The organism is Undibacterium sp. SXout7W (genome assembly GCF_049339385.1).
Lineage (GTDB): Bacteria > Pseudomonadota > Gammaproteobacteria > Burkholderiales > Burkholderiaceae_D > Undibacterium.
In genome coordinates this window covers 32,082-52,464 of record NZ_JBMPPF010000007.1, presented here as the reverse complement: position 1 = coordinate 52,464, position 20,383 = coordinate 32,082, and the positions used below count along the sequence as shown (strand labels likewise).

General features: G+C 47.5%; 15 protein-coding genes. 10 read left to right on the top strand and 5 right to left on the bottom strand.

The genetic code is table 11. The annotated features are described in order from the left end of the window. Positions 1-71: 71 nt before the first annotated feature. The 9 genes from tldD (at position 72) to aroG (ending at position 15,733) form a co-directional block, all read left to right on the top strand. Positions 72-1,532 (top strand): metalloprotease TldD, encoded by a 1,461-nt coding sequence (gene tldD / locus ACO0LB_RS08610; protein WP_423048481.1) that lies wholly within the window; start codon positions 72-74, stop codon positions 1,530-1,532. Positions 1,533-1,569: 37 nt separating this feature from the next. Next, a complete protein-coding gene (gene bcsQ / locus ACO0LB_RS08605) occupies positions 1,570-2,328 on the top strand; it encodes a cellulose biosynthesis protein BcsQ (RefSeq protein ID WP_423048479.1) in 759 nt (252 codons plus the stop codon). Positions 2,329-2,794: 466 nt separating this feature from the next. Next, positions 2,795-3,223: a cellulose biosynthesis protein BcsD gene (bcsD, locus tag ACO0LB_RS08600; protein WP_423048477.1), complete on the top strand. Its 429-nt coding sequence runs from the start codon at positions 2,795-2,797 to the stop codon at positions 3,221-3,223. Between the two features lie 34 nt (positions 3,224-3,257). Next, on the top strand, positions 3,258-3,983 hold the full coding sequence (bcsP, locus tag ACO0LB_RS08595; RefSeq protein ID WP_423048475.1) for a cellulose biosynthesis protein BcsP: 726 nt from the start codon (positions 3,258-3,260) through the stop codon (positions 3,981-3,983). Next, positions 3,980-4,747 (top strand): cellulose biosynthesis protein BcsQ, encoded by a 768-nt coding sequence (gene bcsQ / locus ACO0LB_RS08590; RefSeq protein ID WP_423048473.1) that lies wholly within the window; start codon positions 3,980-3,982, stop codon positions 4,745-4,747. Before bcsP ends, bcsQ (ACO0LB_RS08590) begins: the two co-directional genes overlap by 4 nt. After that, a complete protein-coding gene (gene bcsA / locus ACO0LB_RS08585) occupies positions 4,747-9,276 on the top strand; it encodes a UDP-forming cellulose synthase catalytic subunit (protein WP_423048471.1) in 4,530 nt (1,509 codons plus the stop codon). The genes bcsQ (ACO0LB_RS08590) and bcsA overlap by 1 nt, the downstream gene beginning before the upstream one ends. A gap of 170 nt (positions 9,277-9,446) precedes the next feature. Continuing rightward, positions 9,447-13,865 (top strand): cellulose synthase subunit BcsC-related outer membrane protein, encoded by a 4,419-nt coding sequence (locus tag ACO0LB_RS08580; protein ID WP_423048469.1) that lies wholly within the window; start codon positions 9,447-9,449, stop codon positions 13,863-13,865. A gap of 9 nt (positions 13,866-13,874) precedes the next feature. Continuing rightward, complete coding sequence (locus ACO0LB_RS08575) at positions 13,875-14,282, top strand: tetratricopeptide repeat protein (protein ID WP_423048467.1); 408 nt, start codon at positions 13,875-13,877, stop codon at positions 14,280-14,282. 389 nt (positions 14,283-14,671) lie between these two features. Next, on the top strand, positions 14,672-15,733 hold the full coding sequence (aroG, locus tag ACO0LB_RS08570) for a 3-deoxy-7-phosphoheptulonate synthase AroG (RefSeq protein ID WP_423048465.1): 1,062 nt from the start codon (positions 14,672-14,674) through the stop codon (positions 15,731-15,733). A 135-nt stretch (positions 15,734-15,868) separates the two neighbouring features. On the opposite strand, the gene ACO0LB_RS08565 is transcribed toward aroG, so the two are convergent. Both ACO0LB_RS08565 and ACO0LB_RS08560 read right to left on the bottom strand, forming a co-directional pair. Then, positions 15,869-16,507, bottom strand: coding sequence for a retropepsin-like aspartic protease family protein (locus ACO0LB_RS08565; RefSeq protein WP_423048463.1), 639 nt, complete (start codon positions 16,505-16,507; stop codon positions 15,869-15,871). 42 nt (positions 16,508-16,549) lie between these two features. Continuing rightward, on the bottom strand, positions 16,550-17,041 hold the full coding sequence (locus ACO0LB_RS08560) for a YajQ family cyclic di-GMP-binding protein (protein WP_423048461.1): 492 nt from the start codon (positions 17,039-17,041) through the stop codon (positions 16,550-16,552). Positions 17,042-17,128: 87 nt separating this feature from the next. On the opposite strand from ACO0LB_RS08560, the gene murB reads away from it, so the two are divergent. Further along, complete coding sequence (murB, locus tag ACO0LB_RS08555) at positions 17,129-18,169, top strand: UDP-N-acetylmuramate dehydrogenase (protein ID WP_423048460.1); 1,041 nt, start codon at positions 17,129-17,131, stop codon at positions 18,167-18,169. A 139-nt stretch (positions 18,170-18,308) separates the two neighbouring features. On the opposite strand, the gene ACO0LB_RS08550 is transcribed toward murB, so the two are convergent. The 3 genes from ACO0LB_RS08550 to ACO0LB_RS08540 form a co-directional block, all read right to left on the bottom strand. After that, positions 18,309-18,926 carry a DUF4124 domain-containing protein gene (locus ACO0LB_RS08550; RefSeq protein WP_423048458.1) on the bottom strand — a complete coding sequence of 206 codons (618 nt, stop codon included), beginning with the start codon at positions 18,924-18,926 and terminating at the stop codon, positions 18,309-18,311. Positions 18,927-19,344: 418 nt separating this feature from the next. Continuing rightward, on the bottom strand, positions 19,345-19,875 hold the full coding sequence (locus ACO0LB_RS08545; protein ID WP_423048456.1) for a hypothetical protein: 531 nt from the start codon (positions 19,873-19,875) through the stop codon (positions 19,345-19,347). An 88-nt stretch (positions 19,876-19,963) separates the two neighbouring features. Continuing rightward, positions 19,964-20,347, bottom strand: coding sequence for a glutathione S-transferase N-terminal domain-containing protein (locus ACO0LB_RS08540; RefSeq protein WP_423048455.1), 384 nt, complete (start codon positions 20,345-20,347; stop codon positions 19,964-19,966). Positions 20,348-20,383: the final 36 nt, after the last annotated feature.

The following is a 20,383-nucleotide window of genomic DNA, read 5'->3' as shown; positions in this document are numbered from 1 at the left end:
ATCTGCGTTGATGAGCACAACTGATCTACAATGAAACCATTTATACCCTTTTGTATTGACGATTAATTGCTATGACCCCATACGATCCGGCTCTCAGCCATCTCGCGATTGCCCGCGACATTTTATTGACACCTTTTGGTCTTGATGAAAGTCGTTTATCCAAAGTGCTCGCTTCTATGTTCAGCCACCGTGTTGATTATGCCGATCTGTATTTCCAGTTCACCCGGAATGAAGGCTGGAGTCTGGAAGAAGGTATTGTTAAAACTGGCCATTTTTCGATTGACCAAGGGGTTGGTGTCAGAGCAGTTTCTGGTGACAAAACGGCGTTTGCATATTCCGACGAAATTTCTGAACAAGCCTTATTTGATGCAGCAAAAGCGACTCGTACCATTGGTCGTCAGGGTGCGGGAAAAATCAAGGTGGCATCGTCTCTGCAAGGCCTGAATGGCCGAGACTTGTATTTGCGCGATGATCCGCTTCACTCCCTTGATGCGAATCAAAAAGTCAGCCTGCTTGAACGCGTTGAAAAGATTGCCAGAGCAAAAGATCCCCGAGTGGTTCAGGTCATGGCGGGTCTTGCCGGTGAATATGATGTCGTTCTGGTGGCGCGCAGTGATGGTGTCATTGCTGCAGATATACGACCGTTGGTCAGACTGTCTTTAACGGTCATTGCTGAACAGAATGGCCGACGTGAGGTGGGCTCCAGTGGTGGCGGTGGACGTTATGACTATAGCTATTTCAGCGATGCGCTGCTGGAGCAATATGCAGATGAAGCTGTCAAATCAGCGTTGGTCAATCTGGATGCTCGCCCAGCGCCTGCCGGCCCAATGACAGTGGTGCTTGGGCCTGGTTGGCCCGGCGTATTGTTGCATGAGGCAATCGGGCATGGACTGGAAGGCGATTTTAATCGTAAAGGTTCCAGTACTTTTTCTGGTCGTATTGGACAGAGGGTGGCTGCCAAAGGTGTGACAGTGGTTGATGACGGCACCATGCAACATCGTCGCGGATCATTGAATATGGATGACGAGGGTAATGCTACTCAATGTAATACACTTATTGAGGATGGCATTTTGCGCGGATATATGCAGGACACAATGAATGCCCGTCTGATGAAAACGTCAGTGACAGGTAATGCACGACGTGAGTCTTTCGCCCATCTGCCTATGCCGCGGATGACCAATACCTACATGTTGGCTGGTGATAAAGATCCGGCGGAAATTCTGGCATCCGTTAAAAATGGGTTGTATGCGGTCAATTTTGGTGGTGGTCAGGTCGATATCACGAATGGTAAATTCGTTTTTTCTGCGAGTGAAGCCTACATGATTGAGAATGGCAAAATTAGCTACCCGGTCAAAGGCGCAACGCTGATCGGCAATGGTCCGGAAGTGCTGAATCATGTATCGATGATAGGAAATGACTTGCGGCTGGATTCGGGCGTGGGAGTATGTGGCAAGGAAGGCCAGAGTTTGCCTGTTGGTGTTGGACAACCTAGCTTGCGCATTGAAGGTTTGACAGTCGGAGGTACAGTTTGATTTTCATCGTCAAACCATGTTCCTATGAGTGTGCTTTATGATCGTTATCGCGATTGTTTCCGCCAAGGGAGGCGTGGGTAAAACAACTATTTCCGCCAATCTTGGTGTTGGTTTTGCACAAAGGAAGCATCCAGTACTGATCGTCGATCTGGACCCACAAAATGCCATGCAATGGCATCTTGGTGGAATGGACGCTGTGAATAGTAAAGGTATCAGTGATTTGACCGGTTCGCGTACACGCCTTGCCGGAGTTTCTTATACCAGCCCTTACGGTGTTGATTTTGTGCCATACGGACAAAGTGGCGAAGTTCAGCGCATGCGTTTTGAGCAGGTGCTGGAAGAAAAAGAAGACTGGTTGCTGAAAAAGCTGGAAGCTGCAAACCTGCCACGTAACACCATCGTGATGCTGGATACGCCACCAGGGCCCTCTGTTTACTTGAAACAGGCGATGTATGCGGCAGATTTCTTATTTGTGGTCGTGTTGGCAGATGCGGCATCTTATTCCACTTTGCCGGAAATGGAAGATCTGATTGCCACGTATGGGAATCGCTCTGGTTCGCAAGTAGGTTCTTTCTACATTGTTAATCAAGGATCTCAGCGTCAGTTGGCGCAGGATGTTACGTCATTGTTTGCTGAGCGACTTGGAAAACGGATGGTTCCTTACATCGTACCGGAGAGTCCTCAGGTGGAAGAGGCGCTGGCATTTGAAAAACCTGTCGTGCTATATGAACCGGATAATCTGGCATCTGAGCATATACAAAAAATCATTGACTGGGTATTGGCGGGACTTCACTGAAGATTTTGAGAATAATCAATCATTATATTTTGTTAATTAACATGTTTTTTTTACCATTTTACTTAAAGTAATGTCATATTGAGTCGTTGCAATAATATGTGTATCCGTATTGTTATGGCGTAATTTTGTGATGTTGTGTTGAGTAGCGAAATAATGAAGTTGCTGTAAAGTAACTGATTTTAGAGGTGTTTTCATCGGATTTGTAAGAAAAATCCGAAAATTTGATGTGTATCAATGAGGTCTTTTTCGAATTATGAATTGTTAACCTTTGTCTTTCTGTCTACGCTGGACTAATGATGCAGGCGAATGATAAAGTCGTAACAAGTTGATACATTTACTGCTTCACATAAGCAAGTATATAAATTCGATATTCCATAGAGTGAATACAAGGACTTAGTTCGGTATGCTGAAAAATAATACTCAATATTACGAAGAACAACAGTGCTCTGTTCAATGGAGAGCGTTTTTGGCAGCGTTTTCTACGGAATTTGCTTCCAAGGGAGAAGTAAAAGATTTACGCATGTTCATGCATCAGTTAGGCAGAACCATGGCTGCCGGTTTTCAGGTTAACGACGGCAGTAGCCTACAGTCTCTGGAGGATTGTATGAACCGTGTATGGTCCTCATTGAACTGGGGTTGGGCTCAGCTGATTGAAGAAGCGGATTGTCTGATCGTTGTTCATCATGCATCTCCTCTGAAGGTCGCATTTGGTTCTGCTGCTCTGGAATGGTCTCCCGCTCTACTCGAAGGTATATATGCTCAGTGGTTTGATGGTTTGGGCATGGATAAATCCTTGCGTCTGCAGCAACGTGGTGGAGTACAAGAGGATGGGCAATTATTTATTTATGAGTTGAAAAAGCAAGCAGAAGAGCCGTCTTATTTCACACGTCGTTAAGTTTGAAAAAAGAAACGCGTAAAAATGAACAGAGATGTTAGATACCATGGACGATGACGTTAAAAATCTTTTTCAGAGATTCGGCCAATCTACGGATGGCTATCAGGAAATCAATCGCCAGACGGATAGTGAACAAGCCAAACAGCGCTGGCCTTTGCTGCGCGACGTCCATCTGCATCCATCTCCCATTCCCGTGCGTGTCGAGGAACACGATGTTGTTGCACCTCAGAGAGCACTTGCGGAGCGTCAGGAAGTGAATCTGAATCAGGTATCGGCGCCGATGAGGCGTGCATCGGAGTCCGAACCGGTACAGGCATTTTCATTGAATGAAATGTCTTCCAGACCAGTTGGGGCTAAACCCTTGTCTGATGGAAAAGTGCCAGCACAGGGATTATTTAGTGAGCGTCCATCAACGGTCAGTACGCCAGCGGTACCAGCAAGGTCTCTCTTTGCAAACGTAGAGCCTGCGCCATCTTTGGCGACGGCACCGGCAGCACAATTTATTCCAGCAGCACCGGCAGCAGTGATCAAACATGGTGTAGATAGTGTATCTCCGATCAATGGTTCTGGATTTTTAGGTGGTGCTGGACAACAATTTAATCCGGTGAGTACTAAGGCTGTCGAAGTAACGTCGGCGGATGAGGATAGTAAAAATCATTCGATCGGCAGCGTATTTAATCGTCTTGCTGGCAAAACTGAACAGGCAAAGCCTGCAGAGTCCGGCGTTAACTCTTTTTTCAAAAAAATCTTTAAACCATGAGAGTGGTCGCGGTAATTTCACCGAAAGGCGGCGTTGGTAAAACTACGGTGACTGCTAATCTGGCTGCGGCGCTTGCCCGTTTTGGGCCGCGCGTGACGGTATTGGATCTGGATCCTCAAAATGCATTGCGATTGCACTTTGGTATGGCGCACGATGAGGCAGTCGGCATAGCACAGCAGTTTTCGGTGACGGACCGTTGGTCTGATCTGTTGTATGAAAGTGCCTATGGCGTTGATTTTTTGCCTTATGGTAGTGTCGATGAGACGCAACGAAACAAATTTGAGCAAGGTATTAAAGATCAGCCGGATTGGTTGAAAGCGCATCTGTTGAGTCTTCAACTGCCGGAAAACAGTATTGTTCTGATCGATACGCCTCCAGGCCCCAGCCTTTATTTACAGCAAGTTTTGAAATTCGCGAATATTGGACTGGTAGTATTGAAGCCAGATGCTGCTTCTTATTCAACGATACCGTCGATAGAATCATTGATTCACTATTATTGCGATGGGCGTAAAGATTTTTTTGGATATTGCTACGTGCTCAACCAGATGGATGCCGCCAAGCAGCTTAGTCGTGATGTTTATGGCATGCTGAGATCAAGTTTAGGTTCTAAATTCATTCCAACAACAATACATAGAGATGAGGCTGTGAGTGAGGCATTGGCATGTCAGACACCGGTTTCCTATTACGCCCAACACTGTTCAGCCACACACGATGTGAATGAAGTAAGTGCCTGGCTGCAAAAAAATTTCGGACTGATTGACTGATGCGTTCCATACTGAATTCCCGCTATCTATATGGTCGTCTGAATGATCTTGGACGTGCCATGATTAACTGGTCGGGCTGGGAACACAAACTGTCACGTATTTTTGCCCTGATTGTTGCGGTATTTTTGTATTGGTCCAGTATCAGCATCCCGCTTGATCTGCCTTTGCAAACGTTATTTTCTGCGATTATCTTTTTTACAGCACTGTATTTACGGCGTTATACCGGCACTTTAGTTTCTTTGGTGATGGTGATGTTTTCCGTAAGTGCGACCAGTCGCTATATCTACTGGCGTATTCACTATACGATAGGCACTGAAAATTTCATCGACATGTTTTTTGCGTTGGTGCTGATTATGGCCGAGGTCTATGCGTGGCTGGTGCTGTTGCTTGGCTATCTGCAAACCGCATGGCCTTTGCGGCGTAAGCCAGTCATGATGCCAGCAGACACGTCGACATGGCCTGTGATTGATTTGTTTATTCCAACCTATAACGAAGATCTGAGCGTGGTGAAGCCAACTGTTATGGCTGCGCTGGGTATCGATTGGCCAAAGGATAAACTCAATATCATTATTCTGGATGACGGTCGCCGTCCTGAATTTGCAACGTTTGCTGAATCAATCGGTGTGCAGTGCTTTACCCGCGCAGATAATAACCATGCGAAAGCTGGAAATATTAATGCAGCACTGAAGCGCACTTCCGGTGAGTTTGTTGCGATTTTTGATTGCGACCACATGCCGACCCGGTCGTTTTTACAATATACGATGGGCTGGTTTTTGGTAGACACAAAGCTGGCGATGGTACAAACGCCCCATCATTTTCTGTCGCCAGATCCGTTTGAACGTAATTTGCAGACCTTTCGCCACGTACCGAACGAGGGTGAACTGTTTTATGGCCTGATTCAGGACGGTAACGATTTATGGAATGCCACTTTTTTCTGTGGATCATGTGCAATTTTGCGTCGTACGTGTCTTGAAGAAATTGGTGGTATTGCCGTGGAAACGGTAACAGAAGATGCGCATACTGCCTTGAAAATGCAAAGGCGCGGATATAACACCGCCTATCTTGCGCTCCCACAAGCAGCAGGCTTGGCAACAGAAAGTTTGTCGGCGCACGTGGGGCAGAGGATACGCTGGGCGCGCGGTATGGCTCAGATTTTCCGGGTTGATAACCCTTTGCTGGGTAAAGGGCTGACATTTGGTCAGCGTCTGTGCTATAGCAATGCGATGTTGCACTTTTTTTATGGTTTGCCGCGCATGGTGTTTTTGCTGGCGCCGATTTCTTATTTATTTTTTGAAGTACATATCATCAAGGCATCCGCGCTCTCAATCGCCGCTTACTCCTTGCCTCATCTTTTACATGCCAATTTAACGAACTCGCGAATCCAGGGAGCGCATCGTCATTCGTTCTGGGCTGAAGTCTATGAAGCAACTCTGGCCTGGTATATTTTCCGCCCCACGCTGGTGGCATTGATTAACCCCAAACTAGGCAAATTTAACGTGACTGCCAAAGGCGGTCTGGTTGAGGAAGAACATTTCGACTGGACTATTTCTAAGCCCTATCTGGTGATGCTGGGATTGAATATTCTGGGCTTCTTCGTTGGGATTGGCAGGGCGATATGGTGGAATACTTACGAGCTTGATACGGTCATTCTGAATATGTTGTGGACTGTTTACAATCTGGTGATTCTGGGGGCAACTTTGGCTGTTGCGACGGAATCAAAACAGGTGCGACGTACACACAGGGTCAGAGCTGTACTAGGCGCAACCTTGCGTCTGACAAACGGCCATTCAGTTGTTTGCCAGACTGAAGATTTTTCTATGGGTGGAATGTCACTGCGGGTTCCTGCCGGATTCAAGATGAGCAAAGATGATGCTGTCATGATTTCGCTATACGGAACTAACGGTGAATGCGTATTTCCTGCGAAAGTTATCTTTTCTAAAGAAAAATTATTAAGTTTGCAGTTTCTACCATTGTCACAGCAGCAGGAAATGGATTTGATTAATTGTACGATTGGCCGCGCAGACGTATGGCTGAACTGGTCAGAAGACAGGGATATGGATCATCCTCTGAACGGATTAAAAGAAATTACTTTCCACAGCATTCGAGGATTCAGTCGTTTCGGCACCAGTATCAGGCAATACATCATGAGTAAAACAGCGCATCTTAATATACCAAATGAAGTTAATTTTATGACAAAAATAAGAGCCAGATTAAATCGGAAACGAACGACAACGGTATTGGCGCTGCTTCTTGGACTGAGTTTGTTCGGTTCAGATCATGCTGATGCAAAATCCAAGAGTCACCGCGTTCGCGAGGATGTGCAAGAGACCCCGGCAAAAACGCAATCTGTGGATGTACCTTCCGGATTTGCACCTGAACCGTTACAGGGGCAGAAAACCTACAGTATCAGTCTCAAGCAATTAGGTAGCGTAAGTAATTTCGAACTACGCGGTGTAGAGGGTGAGCGCTCAGTTCCTTTCACGATACGTAGCGATGAAATTATCACTTCGGCAAAGATTAAGTACGGGATTGCCTATTCCCCAGCGTTGTTGCCAGATTTATCCCATATAAAAATCCTGGTGAATAATGAGTTGGTGACGGTCATTCCATTACCGAAAGAAAAAGCTAGCGGTATCGTGGGGGAGAGTTCGATTGATCCGCGGTACTTCGCTGATTTTAATCAACTTAGTTTTAAATTGATTGGTCACTACACAAGAGATTGTGAAGATCCTGCGCATTCCAGCCTCTGGGCCAAAGTCAGTAATACGACACATATAGAATTTACGGTCAGTTCTGTTAATTTGCCAAATGATCTGGCGTTGTTGCCAGCCCCATTTTTTGATGTTCGTGACTCTAAATTACTAGAGTTGCCATTTGTATTACCGCAAGCACCATCGCTGGATATTTTGCGCAATGCAGGTTCGGTTGCTTCGTGGTTCGGACATCTGGCGTCATATCGGGGTGCCCGTTTTCCGATCGCGTCAAATACTTTACCGAAGGGTAATGCGGTCGTTTTCGCGACGACAGCAGAAGCCCCTGCGGGTCTGCAATTGCCAGCGATTAATGGCCCAACGTTGATGATCGTGCCTAATCCTCAAAGTACAACAGCTAAATTGTTGTTGGTGATGGGACGTGATGCCGCTGAATTGAAAAAAGCAGTTCAGGCACTGACACTGGGACAAATCGCTTTTTCTGGTCAGACGGCATTGATCAAAGACTTAAAGGAAGTTGATGCTCGTAAGCCTTACGATGCGCCAAAGTGGCTGCCAACCACACGCCCCGTACGTTTCGGAGAATTAGTGCGGATGCCAGACCTGCAAGTCAGCGGCCTGACACCTGATCTGATCCGCGTTAACATGCGCGTTGCCCCTGACTTGTTCACCTGGCAGACCGATGGTGTGCCAATTGATTTACGTTACCGTTTTACTCCGCGTCCTAATCCAGACAAATCCACACTCAATATCGGTATCAATGGCGAGTTTGTGCGTTCCTTGCCATTATCTGGCAGTCAGACGGAGAAGGGGAAGATCAAAGAGTCAGTCATGTTGTTCTTCAAGGACGGACATCGTTTTGCGCAAGAAGATATCCAACTGCCGACCTTCCAGATTGGTGCCGAAAATCAGCTGCAATTCCATTTTTTCTACGATTATCCTAAGCAAGGTGCCTGTAAAGATGTCTATCTGGATAACGTACGTTCAGCGATTGATCCTGATTCAACAATTGATTTTTCCAGCATGCCACATTATTCGGCATATCCGAATCTTGCTTACGTTGCCAATGCGGGTTTTCCTTATACAAAAATGGCCGATTTATCTCAAACAGCCATTGTGATGCCGGACAAGCCAAGCGCGCAGGAGATGGAAGTATTTTTCAACATGATGGGGCGCATGGGCGAGTCAACCGGTTATCCAGTGTTGAATAACACCATGATACGTGGCACTGATGTCGATAAATATAGTGATAAAGATTTTATTCTGATTGCAACCAACGGCAATTTACCTTTACTGAAACAATGGCAAAAATACATGCCAATGTCGATGGATGAAAATGGCAACCGTCTTGAGCTACCAAAAGGATTTTTGCGTGTACTGGCAAGATGGGCTGGGCGTGATTTGGATGACATAGAACGTCGTGCTGGTGAAATGCTGGCGGTGACAGGGAATGCCTTTGGTGCCATGATGCAGTTTGAATCACCTTTGTCATCGGGTCATAGTGTCGTAGTCCTGACAGCGGGAAATGCAAATGAATTACTGTCGATTACCGATGGTTTAAATAAACCAGACACACGTAGTAAATTCCAAGGCGATCTGGTGCTGATCAAAGGTGAAAAAGTGGTGAGTGCGCAAATTGGCGATACTTATTACGCAGGACATTTACCGCCATGGACATGGATCAAATGGCACTTGTCCAGTCAGCCGATTCTGTTGATTCTTTTCTTAATGTTGGCGTCCTTGATTGCTGCTACCTTGTTATTCCGCTTTTTGAGAACAAAAGCCGCAGCAAGATTGAAAATAGACGAAAAGAAATGAACATAAGTAAGCCGCAGTGACTATAGCAATATGCTTTCCTGACGGTCCATATTAAAATTTGACATGGTTCGAATTTAGCCGACAAATATCCTAATCCTGCAAGATTAGGATATTTGTATTTGTGCATAGATTTTCAGCGCTGATGAAAAGTGCTAAACAGGGGAAAATGAATGGTTCTTAAGAAAAAAGCGATCGCAGTGGCGCTTTTATCGATGTATTTCGACAGCGGGGTTGCGCTCGCAAATTCTCCCTTGAATCAGAAATTAATAGAACAGGCACAGTTCTGGACTCAGCGTGGACGTCCTGACAACGCAGCCGATGCCTGGCGAAAGCTGTTAAATGTTGATCCCGGGAGTGTCGACGCATTAGTAGCGCTGACTGTCCATGAGGCACGCAGCGGTAATGCTGAACTGGCAAAAGGTTATTTGGCGAAGCTAAGGCAGGTGGCTCCGAATAACCCACAGATTAAAGTTGCAGAAGAAGCAATACGACGCGGTACCAGTGGTGGTAACGCTCAGTTGGACGATGCCCGAAGACTCGCCAAGCAGGGTGATGCAGAAGCGGCGGTCGAAAGTTATAAATTAATGGGCGACCCCAGCAAGTTAAAAGGGGACGCAGCATATGAGTATTATCAAGTGCTGGCGGGCACCGTTGCCGGATATCCTGAGTCCAGACGAGGCCTGGAGCGGCTGACCAAAGAAAATCCTTCGAATACCAAATATGCGCTGGCATTAGCACAGGTTTTGACTTATCGCGAAAATACCCGTCTCGAAGGCTTGGCGATGCTGGAGAGCCTGAGTAATAAAGCCGATGTCGGCAAACAGGCGACAGATGCCTGGCGTCAGACACTCACGTGGATGGGTGGTAAAAACGTTAATACCAAATATTTTCATGCTTATTTAGAAAAATTCCCTAATGACAAGGCAATTCAAGACCGACTGGCGAATCTGACCAGACCTGCCCCTGTCGCTGCGGCAAGCGCTGCTCCTGAAGAAAAAAAAGCACCGCCAAAACCAAGGCCAGAAAATCCTGTGGTGAAAACACAATCTGCCGGATATAAAGCGCTTGAAGCCGATGACCTGAAAACGGCTGAGTCTGAATTTCAGTCATTGATCAAAACACATCCTAAAGACCCTGCCGGACATGGCGGCATGGGCTTGGTAAAGATGCGACAAGAGGCATTTATCGATGCACGTACTTTTTTCCAGAAAGCATTGGATCTCGCTTCCACTAAAGGGAAAGACGAGTGGAAAAAATTATATGTTGAATCTAATTACTGGGCGACGCTGGAAGAAGCAAGGACGGCATTTGAGGACAGTGACAGTGTAAAAGGCATTGAGTTTTTACGTAAAGCGGTAAGCCTGAATGGGCAGGAGGCGGTCGGGATTCTTCAGTTGGCAGATGCATTAAAGGCGGAAAATGATTTCCCTGGTGCGGAAGAAAATTACCGATTGGTTTTAAAAAGTAACAGAAAAAACCAGGGGGCATTGGATGGACTGATGTCGATTCTGGTGCTGCAAAAACGCTTGAAGGATCTGGAAGAGCTGACTCCGGATATGTCAGCACGTCAGTTGACGATTGTGGCGGATCTTAAGGCCAATGATTTGCAGGAAAAGGCCAAAGTTGCAGAAACTGCAGGAGATATTCCGACGGCGCAGCGTTTGCTCGAAGATGCTATCTTGATTACGCCAGAAAATCCGTGGCTTCGCATGGCGCTGGCAAAGATCTACCTGAAGCGTGACATGCCCGGCCAGGCGCGTTCGCTGCTTGATGCGCTGACCAATGTTGAAGCGCCTTCGGCGGAAGCTTTATACGTCAGCGCGTCGCTCAGTGCGATACAGCAATTCTGGTGGGAAGGGCTGATGACATTGGAGCGTATCCCTGTGGCTGCCAGAAAACCTGTGATGTTTGAATTGCAAAAGCGTTTGTGGATACGGGTGCAGTTAGACAGAATGAATTTTCTGATCCAGCGAGGAAATCCTGATGCCGCACGTCAGATACTGGCAGCAACTGAAGCGGCGGCCGGCTACGAGCCTGAGTTCATCGGCACGATTGCTGCGATGGAGATCAAAATTGGCGATCCGGAACGTGGTTACGGATTGATACGCCAGGCTGTGCAAAACACGCCCCAGCCTTCTGCTGGCTTGTTACTGCAATATGCCAGTACGCTGCTGCGCGCAAATCAGGAGGCAGAATTAGAAGCGGTGATGCGAAAAATCGCTGCCATGCCAAATCTCCAGCCCGAAGAAATAGCTGACTTTAAAAATCTGCAACGTGTTTTATCGATGCGGTATTCAGAGCGGGCTCGTGAAGCGGGCGATTACGCTGCTTCATATAATTATCTGCAACCGATGCTGATGGCTGATCCGGACGATAATCTGGTACTGCTGGCATTGGCCAGAATCTACACGTCTGCCGGTGATACTGATTCAGCCAAAGAATTATTCAATAAAGTATTGCAGTCAGAGCCTGAGAATCCGGAAGTTCTTCAGGGCTTGGTGTATGCCTCTATTCAGGCGAAAGATTTTTCTGGTGCCGAAACATATTTGGCCACGTTGATGCGATTGCAGCCTGACAATCCACGATTTATCGCGTTGGCTGGCAACGTCGCCAGAGCACAGGGTAATAATGGTAAGGCGCTGGGTTATTTCAAACAGGCATTGGCATTAGAGCAGGCGCAGCATCCGGTGAATGGCATGGGAGCCAACGGTTTGCGTCTGGTTGCGCAGGCTCCAGTTTCTGCATTGGCTGATTTCAGAGTGAATCCGTTTGCCGATCGCAAGGGCGCAGCTCCAGCTGCTAATGTTGTCCGTGCACAGGTTCCTGCGCTCAAAGAGGTGCCTGCGACGAATGCGGGATTCAATAGCGCGCTTCCTTCTTTGCCGCAGACGAATACTGCCGCACCGCAAAGGATGCTGCCTGTTGTGCCGCAATTACCGGCGGTGCCGACATCTGTTCCTGCATCGGTGCCAGGGTCGGTTCCACCACCAGTACCATCATCAGCCCCGGCTCCGGCACCTGCCACTTTGTTTACTGCACCAGGCGGACAGGTCAATGTTCCTGTCAGACCTGTGTCGAATGTACCTGCGGCGGCGATCAGCCCATCAGTCAGTTCAGCGGGCGGTTCTGGTGCCAGCACGGTGGTTGCGGTGATGCCTTATGTGCCTCCTGTTGCCAGACCTTTGCCGGAAGTGAATAAGGCAAACTACAGTAGTGCCCCTGCTTCATCTTATACATCGACCAACTCAACGGCTGGCTCGCTCAGGCAGGCGCAGGCAACCACAGGAAGTACGAGCCGTAATCAGCCCAACCAGCTAAATCAGCCCTATGTGACTCAGGAAGAAGCTGCGCTGGCAAAAGAAATTGAGTCCTTGAATGAGTTGAATCGATCTCAAGTCACAGCCGAGTTTTCAACTCGCGTCAGAAGCGGTGAAAAAGGTCTTTCGCAGTTAAAAGACCTGGAAATGCCAATGGAAGTCCAGGTCAGCACCTTGGGCATGGGACAGTTTGGTTTAAAAATTATTCCAGTCGTGCTTGATGCTGGCACGATGTACCTGAATGATCCGTCGATTTCAGGACAGTTTGGGCGTAATGCGATTCTGGTCGAAAGGGCAAAATTCAGTAAAGTTCCATTTACGACGATTGCACGACAACAAGGTTTATCAACGGTTGCTGCACTGGAGCAAGATGCCAAAGGCATGGCATTAAATCTGAGTTATGAAATTGCAGGTGTCAAAGCCGATATTGGCTCCAGTCCGATAGGCTTCCCGATACAAAATGTGGTGGGTGGTTTGCGTTGGAGTACGCAATCGGATGGTGCTAATTTTGGTGCCGAGCTGGTGCGACGTTCCGTGACAGACAGCTACTTGTCCTATGCCGGGACAAAAGACAGTATTTATGGGTTGACCTGGGGTGGGGTAGCGAAGACTGGTGTACACCTCGATACGTCGTATGACGGTGATGAGGGCGGTGTCTATGCCAGCACTGGGTATTACAGTCTGACCGGTAAAAATGTCGCCAAAAATACCATGTTTGAATTGGGAGCCGGTGCTTACTGGCGTGCTTACCGTGGTAAAGATACATTGGTGACGACGGGCCTTGGCCTGACCACCATGTTCTATAACCGTAATTTGCGCTACTTCACTTATGGTCATGGCGGTTATTTCAGTCCGAAGTCTTACCTCGCGCTGGGTATTCCGTTAGAGGTTTCTGGTCGTCTGGGGCGTTTTTCTTATCAGGTGGCAACATCGATCGGGGTACAGCATTTCAGAGAAGAAGCAGCGCCGTATTATCCTAACTCCAGTGCTGATCAGGCCGAGCTGGAAGTATTTGCCGCTGCTAATCCTACGCTGGCAATTCAGACGAATTATCCAGGGCAAAGTCGTACTGGTGTTCAGTATCGTCTGGCGGGGGCGGCTGAATATCAGCTGACGCCACAGCTATCTTTGGGTGGACGTATTTCTGCTGATAATTCCGGTGATTTTACCGATGCCGCTGGTTTGCTTTATTTACGCTATACGTTTGAACCGAGAAAAAGTGCAGTGGCATTTCCACCAGTAGCACCAAAACCTTATTACCTCGGAAATTAAAAGATGAACATGAGTGCTAAAGGATGCCTGCTTGCGCTGTTGCTATCGTCCAGAGTATGGGCCGCAGATCCGCAAGTGGAAGGGCGAAATTTTCTGGCGGAAGGCAATGCCGCTGCCGCCAGTAAAAAATTTGCCGAAGCGGCAAAAATCAATCCCTTTGATGCTTCTGCATTAAACAACCAGGCGGTTGCATATGCTGCGCAGGGGGATAGTGAAAAGGCCTTGAATTTACTCGAAAGAGCGAATCGTTTGAGTCCAAATCGGGAAGATATTGCGGCAAATTTGACAGAGTTGCGACGCTGGATGAACCGTAATGCACCGCAATTAAAAACTTCGCCAAACAGTACACCTGTGATTAACGTGTATCCAAATCAAAATGATGTGCCGCCGGAACCACCGGCATTATGGAAAAAATAATCAATCCAGATGCATCATAAACGTCTGAATGGGCTTGCCAAAGACGCAGTTTTAATGCAATATCAGGGAAGGATTATTTGGTTTCCAACTACTGTCCCGAAGATTATTATTTAAATTGACGAACAATCACGAATAAAATGAAGTTCACACGTTTCTTTTTCTTTTTTTACTTTAGCTATTCCCAGCCAACGGCGGTGGAAAAACGGTAAGTGCACGAAGAAAAAGAGCCAACCAAATTTCTAAGAAACCGCCAGGAATGGCGGTTTTTTTTTAGCTTTTAGTTTTATACACGTTTTATTTTGATAGATCAGCAGCACGATACAACGCACCACAAAATGCATCACACAACGCATCACATACAGTTATCTTGAATGATTTTAGGAGAAAGCATGCAGCGCACTGACGATTTACGTATTCGCGAAATGAAGGAACTGGTTCCACCCTCACATCTGATCCGTGAGTTTGCCTGTTCCGATAAGGCTTCTGAAACAGCAGCGAATGCACGAATGGCTTTACATAACATCCTGCACGGCAAGGATGATCGCGTGATGGTGGTGATCGGGCCGTGCTCGATTCATGATACGAAGGCTGCCATGGAATACGCGCATCGTCTGGTTAAAGAGCGCCATCGCTTTGCAGGTGAACTTGAAATCGTGATGCGTGTGTATTTTGAAAAACCACGGACCACGGTTGGCTGGAAGGGTTTGATCAATGATCCGTATATGGATAACAGCTTCCGTATTAATGATGGTTTGCGTCTGGCGCGTGAATTACTACTCAATATTAACGAGCTGGGTTTGCCTGCGGGAACGGAATATCTGGATGTGATCAGCCCACAATACATTGCTGATCTGATTAGCTGGGGAGCGATTGGTGCGCGTACCACCGAGTCTCAGGTGCATCGCGAATTGGCATCTGGATTGTCTTGCCCGGTTGGTTTCAAGAACGGCACTGATGGCAACGTGAAAATTGCCGTCGATGCGATTAAGGCGTCATCACAGCCACATCACTTTTTATCGGTGACTAAAGGCGGACATTCTGCGATTGTGTCGACCAATGGCAATGAAGATTGCCATATTATTCTGCGCGGTGGAAAAACACCTAACTATGATGCAGCCAGTGTGGATACAGCGTGCAAGGATATCGCCGGCGCTGGTCTGGCAGCGCGTCTGATGATTGATGCTTCTCATGCCAATAGTTCCAAGAATCCAGCGAACCAGATTCCTGTCTGCGCCGATATTAGCACTCAGATTGCTGCTGGCGACACGCGTATTGTTGGCGTTATGATTGAATCCCATCTGGTGGCGGGGCGTCAGGATCTGGTACAAGGCAAAGAGCTGGTGTATGGCCAGTCAGTAACGGATGGCTGTATTGATTGGGATTCCAGTGTGAAGGTGCTGGAAGGGCTGGCAGAGGCGGTCAAGCAACGTCGTCTGAAGCAAGCTGAGTGATCTCCAGCTGGGGATTGTTGAGCAGAATAATATGAACTGAGTTATTCAGCGCTAAACAGTCATCCAAGGTGATGCAAAGCGAGGCAAAGTGATCCACCGTCACTCACCTCACGCTGGCTCACCCGGATACCCTGATCAGTAACGCTTGGTCAGGGTCATCTGGTCACCTTCGCGCCGCATTTCCAGGCGGTTCAGGACAGACATGCCGAGTAATGGCTGGGTTAAACCGGTTTCCTGTATCGCTGCTTCAATCTGGTGTAATTCCAGATCGCCGATTTTTACCGTATCCAGTTTGGTCAGATACGACGCGACAATCCCGTTCGCTGTCCTGCTATAGCCAACTTTGCCACTTTTGTAATTGATGCCGAGTCGCTGCGCGTCGGCTGCCGGAAGGGCGATGAAGCTGGCTCCCGTATCAACCAGCATGTTGACGGTACTTTCACTGCCATTAATATTGCATTTCACAAAAAAATGACCACGGGGGTCGGCTTGCAGGACGATGCTGTTGCCGGAACCCGCTGCGGAACGATGGACGGTTTGCCCCATCGTCAGCACCTGTTTTTTACCGTTTGATAATATCGTCGCAGATTCCCGGTCCGCATCAATCAGCTTGCTGTCGCTGCTGATAGTGCTGCCGATGGAATAGGTTTTGGGTGGTGCGCCATCGACAACCAGAATTGCCTTACCGGGAAATAATCCAACTACGCCGATATCCGTTGCATGAACATGGAACATGCAAAGTGGGGCGCAGAGTAAGGCAATTTTTTTTAACATAGTCAGTGTTGAATCCGTGACGTACCCGGCAATGGACAAGGATTAATCGCGGAAGTTGTTGAATTCCAGAGGCAAATCCTTGATTTCTTTGCGCAACAATGCCATCGCTGCCTGCAGATCATCCCGTTTGGCACCCTGAACGCGTACCGCATCGCCCTGAATACTTGCCTGGACTTTCATCTTACTGTCTTTGATGGCTTTGACGATTTTTTTTGCATCTTCGGTTTCTATGCCATTCTTGACCTTGATGACTTGTTTGACCTTGTCGCCACCAATTTTTTCTACTTTACCCATATCAAGGAAGCGCACATCCACTTTGCGTTTGCCCAGGGTCTGAGTCAATTCGAGGATGATCTGATCAAGATGAAAATCAGAATCACCAAATACAATAATTTCCCGTTCTTTATCTTTCAATTCGATTTTAGCGCTGGTACCTTTCAGATCGAAGCGATTCGTGATGACTTTGTTTGACTGCGTCACCGCATTTTTGACTTCTTCCATGTTGGCTTCAGAGACGGTATCAAATGAGGGCATGTTGCTTCCTTGCGTAAAATAATGAATGGCAGCCATTTTATCAAATGCGCGACTATCACAAAGCGCAAAGGCTATAATTTGCCGCTTATGAAGAATAAACTTTCACTTTTAAGCGATTATTCGTTGCAAGGCTTGAATACCTTTGGCATCGCAGCGCGTGCGCGTACTTTTTTAACGATTACTGAGCGCGAACAATTACAGGCACTGTATCAGGATAAAGAGCTGGCATGCATGCCGCGACTTATCCTTGGCGGCGGAAGTAACCTGCTCTTGCCCGATCAGGTTGATGCGCTCGTGTTGCATATGCAGCTTAAAGGCAGACGTATCGTTGGCGAAAATGAGCAATACGTCTTTGTACAAGGACAAGCTGGCGAATCCTGGCATGATTTTGTGCAGTGGACTTTGCAGCAGGGAATCGGTGGTCTGGAAAATCTGTCGCTGATTCCGGGAACTGTTGGCGCTGCACCGATACAAAACGTGGGTGCGTATGGCGTTGAAATTCAGGACGTGTTTCATCAGCTCAGTGCCTTTGATTTTGAGACGGGCGAGATCGTAACGCTGAATAAATCCGACTGCTGTTTTGCGTATCGCGACAGTGTTTTCAAACATGCTTATCGCGATCGTCTGGTCATTCTGGATGTGACGTTCGCCTTGCCCAGGCAGTGGCAGGCACGCTGCGCTTATGCTGACGTTGCTGATTATCTGACAAAGCATCAGATCGCGGCGCCACAACCGGCTGATATCAGCGCGGCCATTATCGCTATTCGTCAGGCTAAACTGCCCGATCCTGCGGTGATTGGTAATGCGGGTAGTTTCTTCAAAAATCCGATTGTCGATGCAGGCAAGCGCGAGTCCTTATTGCAGCAATATCCGCAGTTGGTCAGCTATTTGCAGGCGGATGGGCAATACAAACTTGCGGCAGGCTGGTTGATTGATCAATGCGGCTGGAAAGGCAAGCATCTCGGGCGCGCTGGTGTGTACGAAAAGCAAGCGCTGGTATTAGTCAATCTCGGTGGCGCCAGTGGCAACGACGTGCGTGAATTGGCTAGTGCTATCCAGCGGGATGTTGGATTGCGTTTTGGCGTGCAGCTGGAGGCCGAGCCTGTCTTTATTGCAGCCAGTCGATGATGAATTATTGCAGTTTTCATATACTCCCCCTTCAAATTTGCATAACTGCTCGCTTGTCAGCATAAAATAAGGCGTGGATTTTAATACTCGGGGGAGTATATTTCAGGTGTTTTTGCCGCTATAGGTGTCATCGATACTATTAATGCCTATTCCCCATAATGTCCCGGTATTGTTTCAGCGTGGCATCATATTCGCTGTTGATGCGTGTTTGCTCGGCTTGATACGTGGCGTTCAGGGCGGCGGTTTCTTTTAGCGAGTTGTTTAACTCCTTGATGCGTCCGTCGACAGCGCTGGTATTGGAGTTGGAATTCTTACTTCGATTTTTTTGTTCATTGTTGATATTAGCAATCAATTGCTGAATCATTTTGATCTGCTCGTTGCCCGCTTTTATTTTTTCACGATTAACATCGAGTGATTTCTGGCGCATGGTTTCAATATCGGCCTCACTGCGATAGCGCGCACTCAGATAGCGCTCTTCTTTTTTTCTCTGCTCCTCAGCAATTGCTTCCTGTTGCTGCCTCTGTTTTTCGAGTTCAGCTCTTTTTCGTTCTTCAGCCGTTGGCGGGGGAGGAATGTCGCGCAGACCGGAGCCGTTTTCTTTACGTACGCTCATGGTGCGGGATGCACATTCAGGAATGGGCCTGTCAGAAACAAACACCTTTCCGTTAGCATCTTTGCAGGTATAAACCTCTGCTTGTGCTGCGTTCGCATAGAGCATTTGTCCTGCTAGCAAACCGATAAGGAGCACAATTTTCATTGATAAGTGAATGTCTTAAGAGAAATAAATATAAAACATCAACGATTTTAACGACTAATTACTTGTTTGCGCTTATTTAACATTATTTCTCGATTGTGATTGAGTGGATTGCTGGATGTGATGTTGAGCGAGGTGCTGGATCCATGCAGGATGCATACAACACTATTTCTCAGCATTTTTTCAACGACGGTTTCTTGCCGAGCTTATTTGGCAGCTTGTTAGGAGCTCATTTACCCTCGTTACCGCGATTGTTACCGTCGTTGGTATGACGATGCTGATGCAAATCCAGTGCCTGCGATCAATCAATGAAACAGCGAGGGGATGGATCATCTGAGACTGACGCAACCAATCAGGCTGCATCAGTGGATAGATAGGGGAATGGGGCGATGGAGTGTAAGCCAGAATGTGTCAGGATGTGTCATGAATTCGCCGGGCGACGGAATTCGTTTTCTATCCAGCGCAATGCCGTTTGCCGGTTCAGCACAAAGTTAGGTGCGACTTTGACCATTGCCAGTTCATTCCCGAACCGGTCTTGTGCGATCAGGCAGGCATAGGGCTCGTACTCGTCAGGAACGATATCAAGCAAAATTTGGTAATCGGCGTCATCGGTGCTGACAGAAACACTTTTATGCAACATGGCATGCATTTGCTGCTCGTGTCTGCGGACGAATTCTCTGGCGGTTTTTACCAGCGTACCGAATGCATTGGCATCCAGCGGTTTGGGATTTTTTTTATCGCGCCCCATTGTCCAGGGACCAATCAGCGCTGGTTCCGGCTCACCATCCATGATCATCGCAACAGCCCAGCCGTCGTCGTCATCGTTCTTGATGACGCGGGCAGTCCAGCCTTTATCCCGCCATAAGCGAGCTTCAAAAATCCGGGTATCTTCCTCTTCAGCAGGCTGATCTGAGAGAGGTTCATCATGGTTTGATTGTGTATTTTCGTGCAAAACAAATTCTCAAAAAAATAGGAATCCGAAAACGCTGGCGTCACGTCGCCGGATTCTTGATGTTCTGCAAAGTTGCAGAATGCTATTGTCAGACGGTTGCGGCAAAACGCTGCTGCAGATAGCGGATGATGTCGCTGGATTCGTATAACCATTGAAAAGTGCCATCATCATGTTTGATTTGCAGGCAAGGGACTTTGGCGCTGCCGCCCTGAGCCAGCAATGCTTGTTTGTGTTCTTCAATATGCTGTGCATCGCGCTGTGCGATATTGAGCGACAGTCGACGGATTTCCTGACGAACTTTGATACAGAAAGGGCAGGTGCTGAACTGATACAAAGCCAGAGACTCGCATTCGCGATCAATCTTTTTTTGTTCTGCTGCCGCTCGTACCAACCCCTTCGGTTTGGTCAATTGTTCTTTGAGCAGCAAGACAGGGCCAAGAACTGCACGCAGCATTCTGAAAAATAATTTCATGGTATTTCTTTCATTCATAGAACTGACGCAACATGG

Bases quoted from the DNA above. Each gene is read 5' to 3' on its own strand.
- ACO0LB_RS08575 (WP_423048467.1), top strand. From the start codon at position 13,875: ATGAGTGCTAAAGGATGCCTGCTTGCGCTGTTGCTATCGTCCAGAGTA.
- ACO0LB_RS08565 (WP_423048463.1), bottom strand. From the start codon at position 16,507: ATGTTAAAAAAAATTGCCTTACTCTGCGCCCCACTTTGCATGTTCCAT.
- ACO0LB_RS08540 (WP_423048455.1), bottom strand. From the start codon at position 20,347: ATGAAATTATTTTTCAGAATGCTGCGTGCAGTTCTTGGCCCTGTCTTG.
- ACO0LB_RS08550 (WP_423048458.1), bottom strand. From the start codon at position 18,926: ATGAAAATTGTGCTCCTTATCGGTTTGCTAGCAGGACAAATGCTCTAT.
- ACO0LB_RS08580 (WP_423048469.1), top strand. From the start codon at position 9,447: ATGGTTCTTAAGAAAAAAGCGATCGCAGTGGCGCTTTTATCGATGTAT.
- aroG (WP_423048465.1), top strand. From the start codon at position 14,672: ATGCAGCGCACTGACGATTTACGTATTCGCGAAATGAAGGAACTGGTT.
- murB (WP_423048460.1), top strand. From the start codon at position 17,129: ATGAAGAATAAACTTTCACTTTTAAGCGATTATTCGTTGCAAGGCTTG.
- bcsQ (WP_423048473.1), top strand. From the start codon at position 3,980: ATGAGAGTGGTCGCGGTAATTTCACCGAAAGGCGGCGTTGGTAAAACT.
- bcsP (WP_423048475.1), top strand. From the start codon at position 3,258: ATGTTAGATACCATGGACGATGACGTTAAAAATCTTTTTCAGAGATTC.
- bcsA (WP_423048471.1), top strand. From the start codon at position 4,747: ATGCGTTCCATACTGAATTCCCGCTATCTATATGGTCGTCTGAATGAT.
- tldD (WP_423048481.1), top strand. From the start codon at position 72: ATGACCCCATACGATCCGGCTCTCAGCCATCTCGCGATTGCCCGCGAC.
- bcsQ (WP_423048479.1), top strand. From the start codon at position 1,570: ATGATCGTTATCGCGATTGTTTCCGCCAAGGGAGGCGTGGGTAAAACA.
- ACO0LB_RS08560 (WP_423048461.1), bottom strand. From the start codon at position 17,041: ATGCCCTCATTTGATACCGTCTCTGAAGCCAACATGGAAGAAGTCAAA.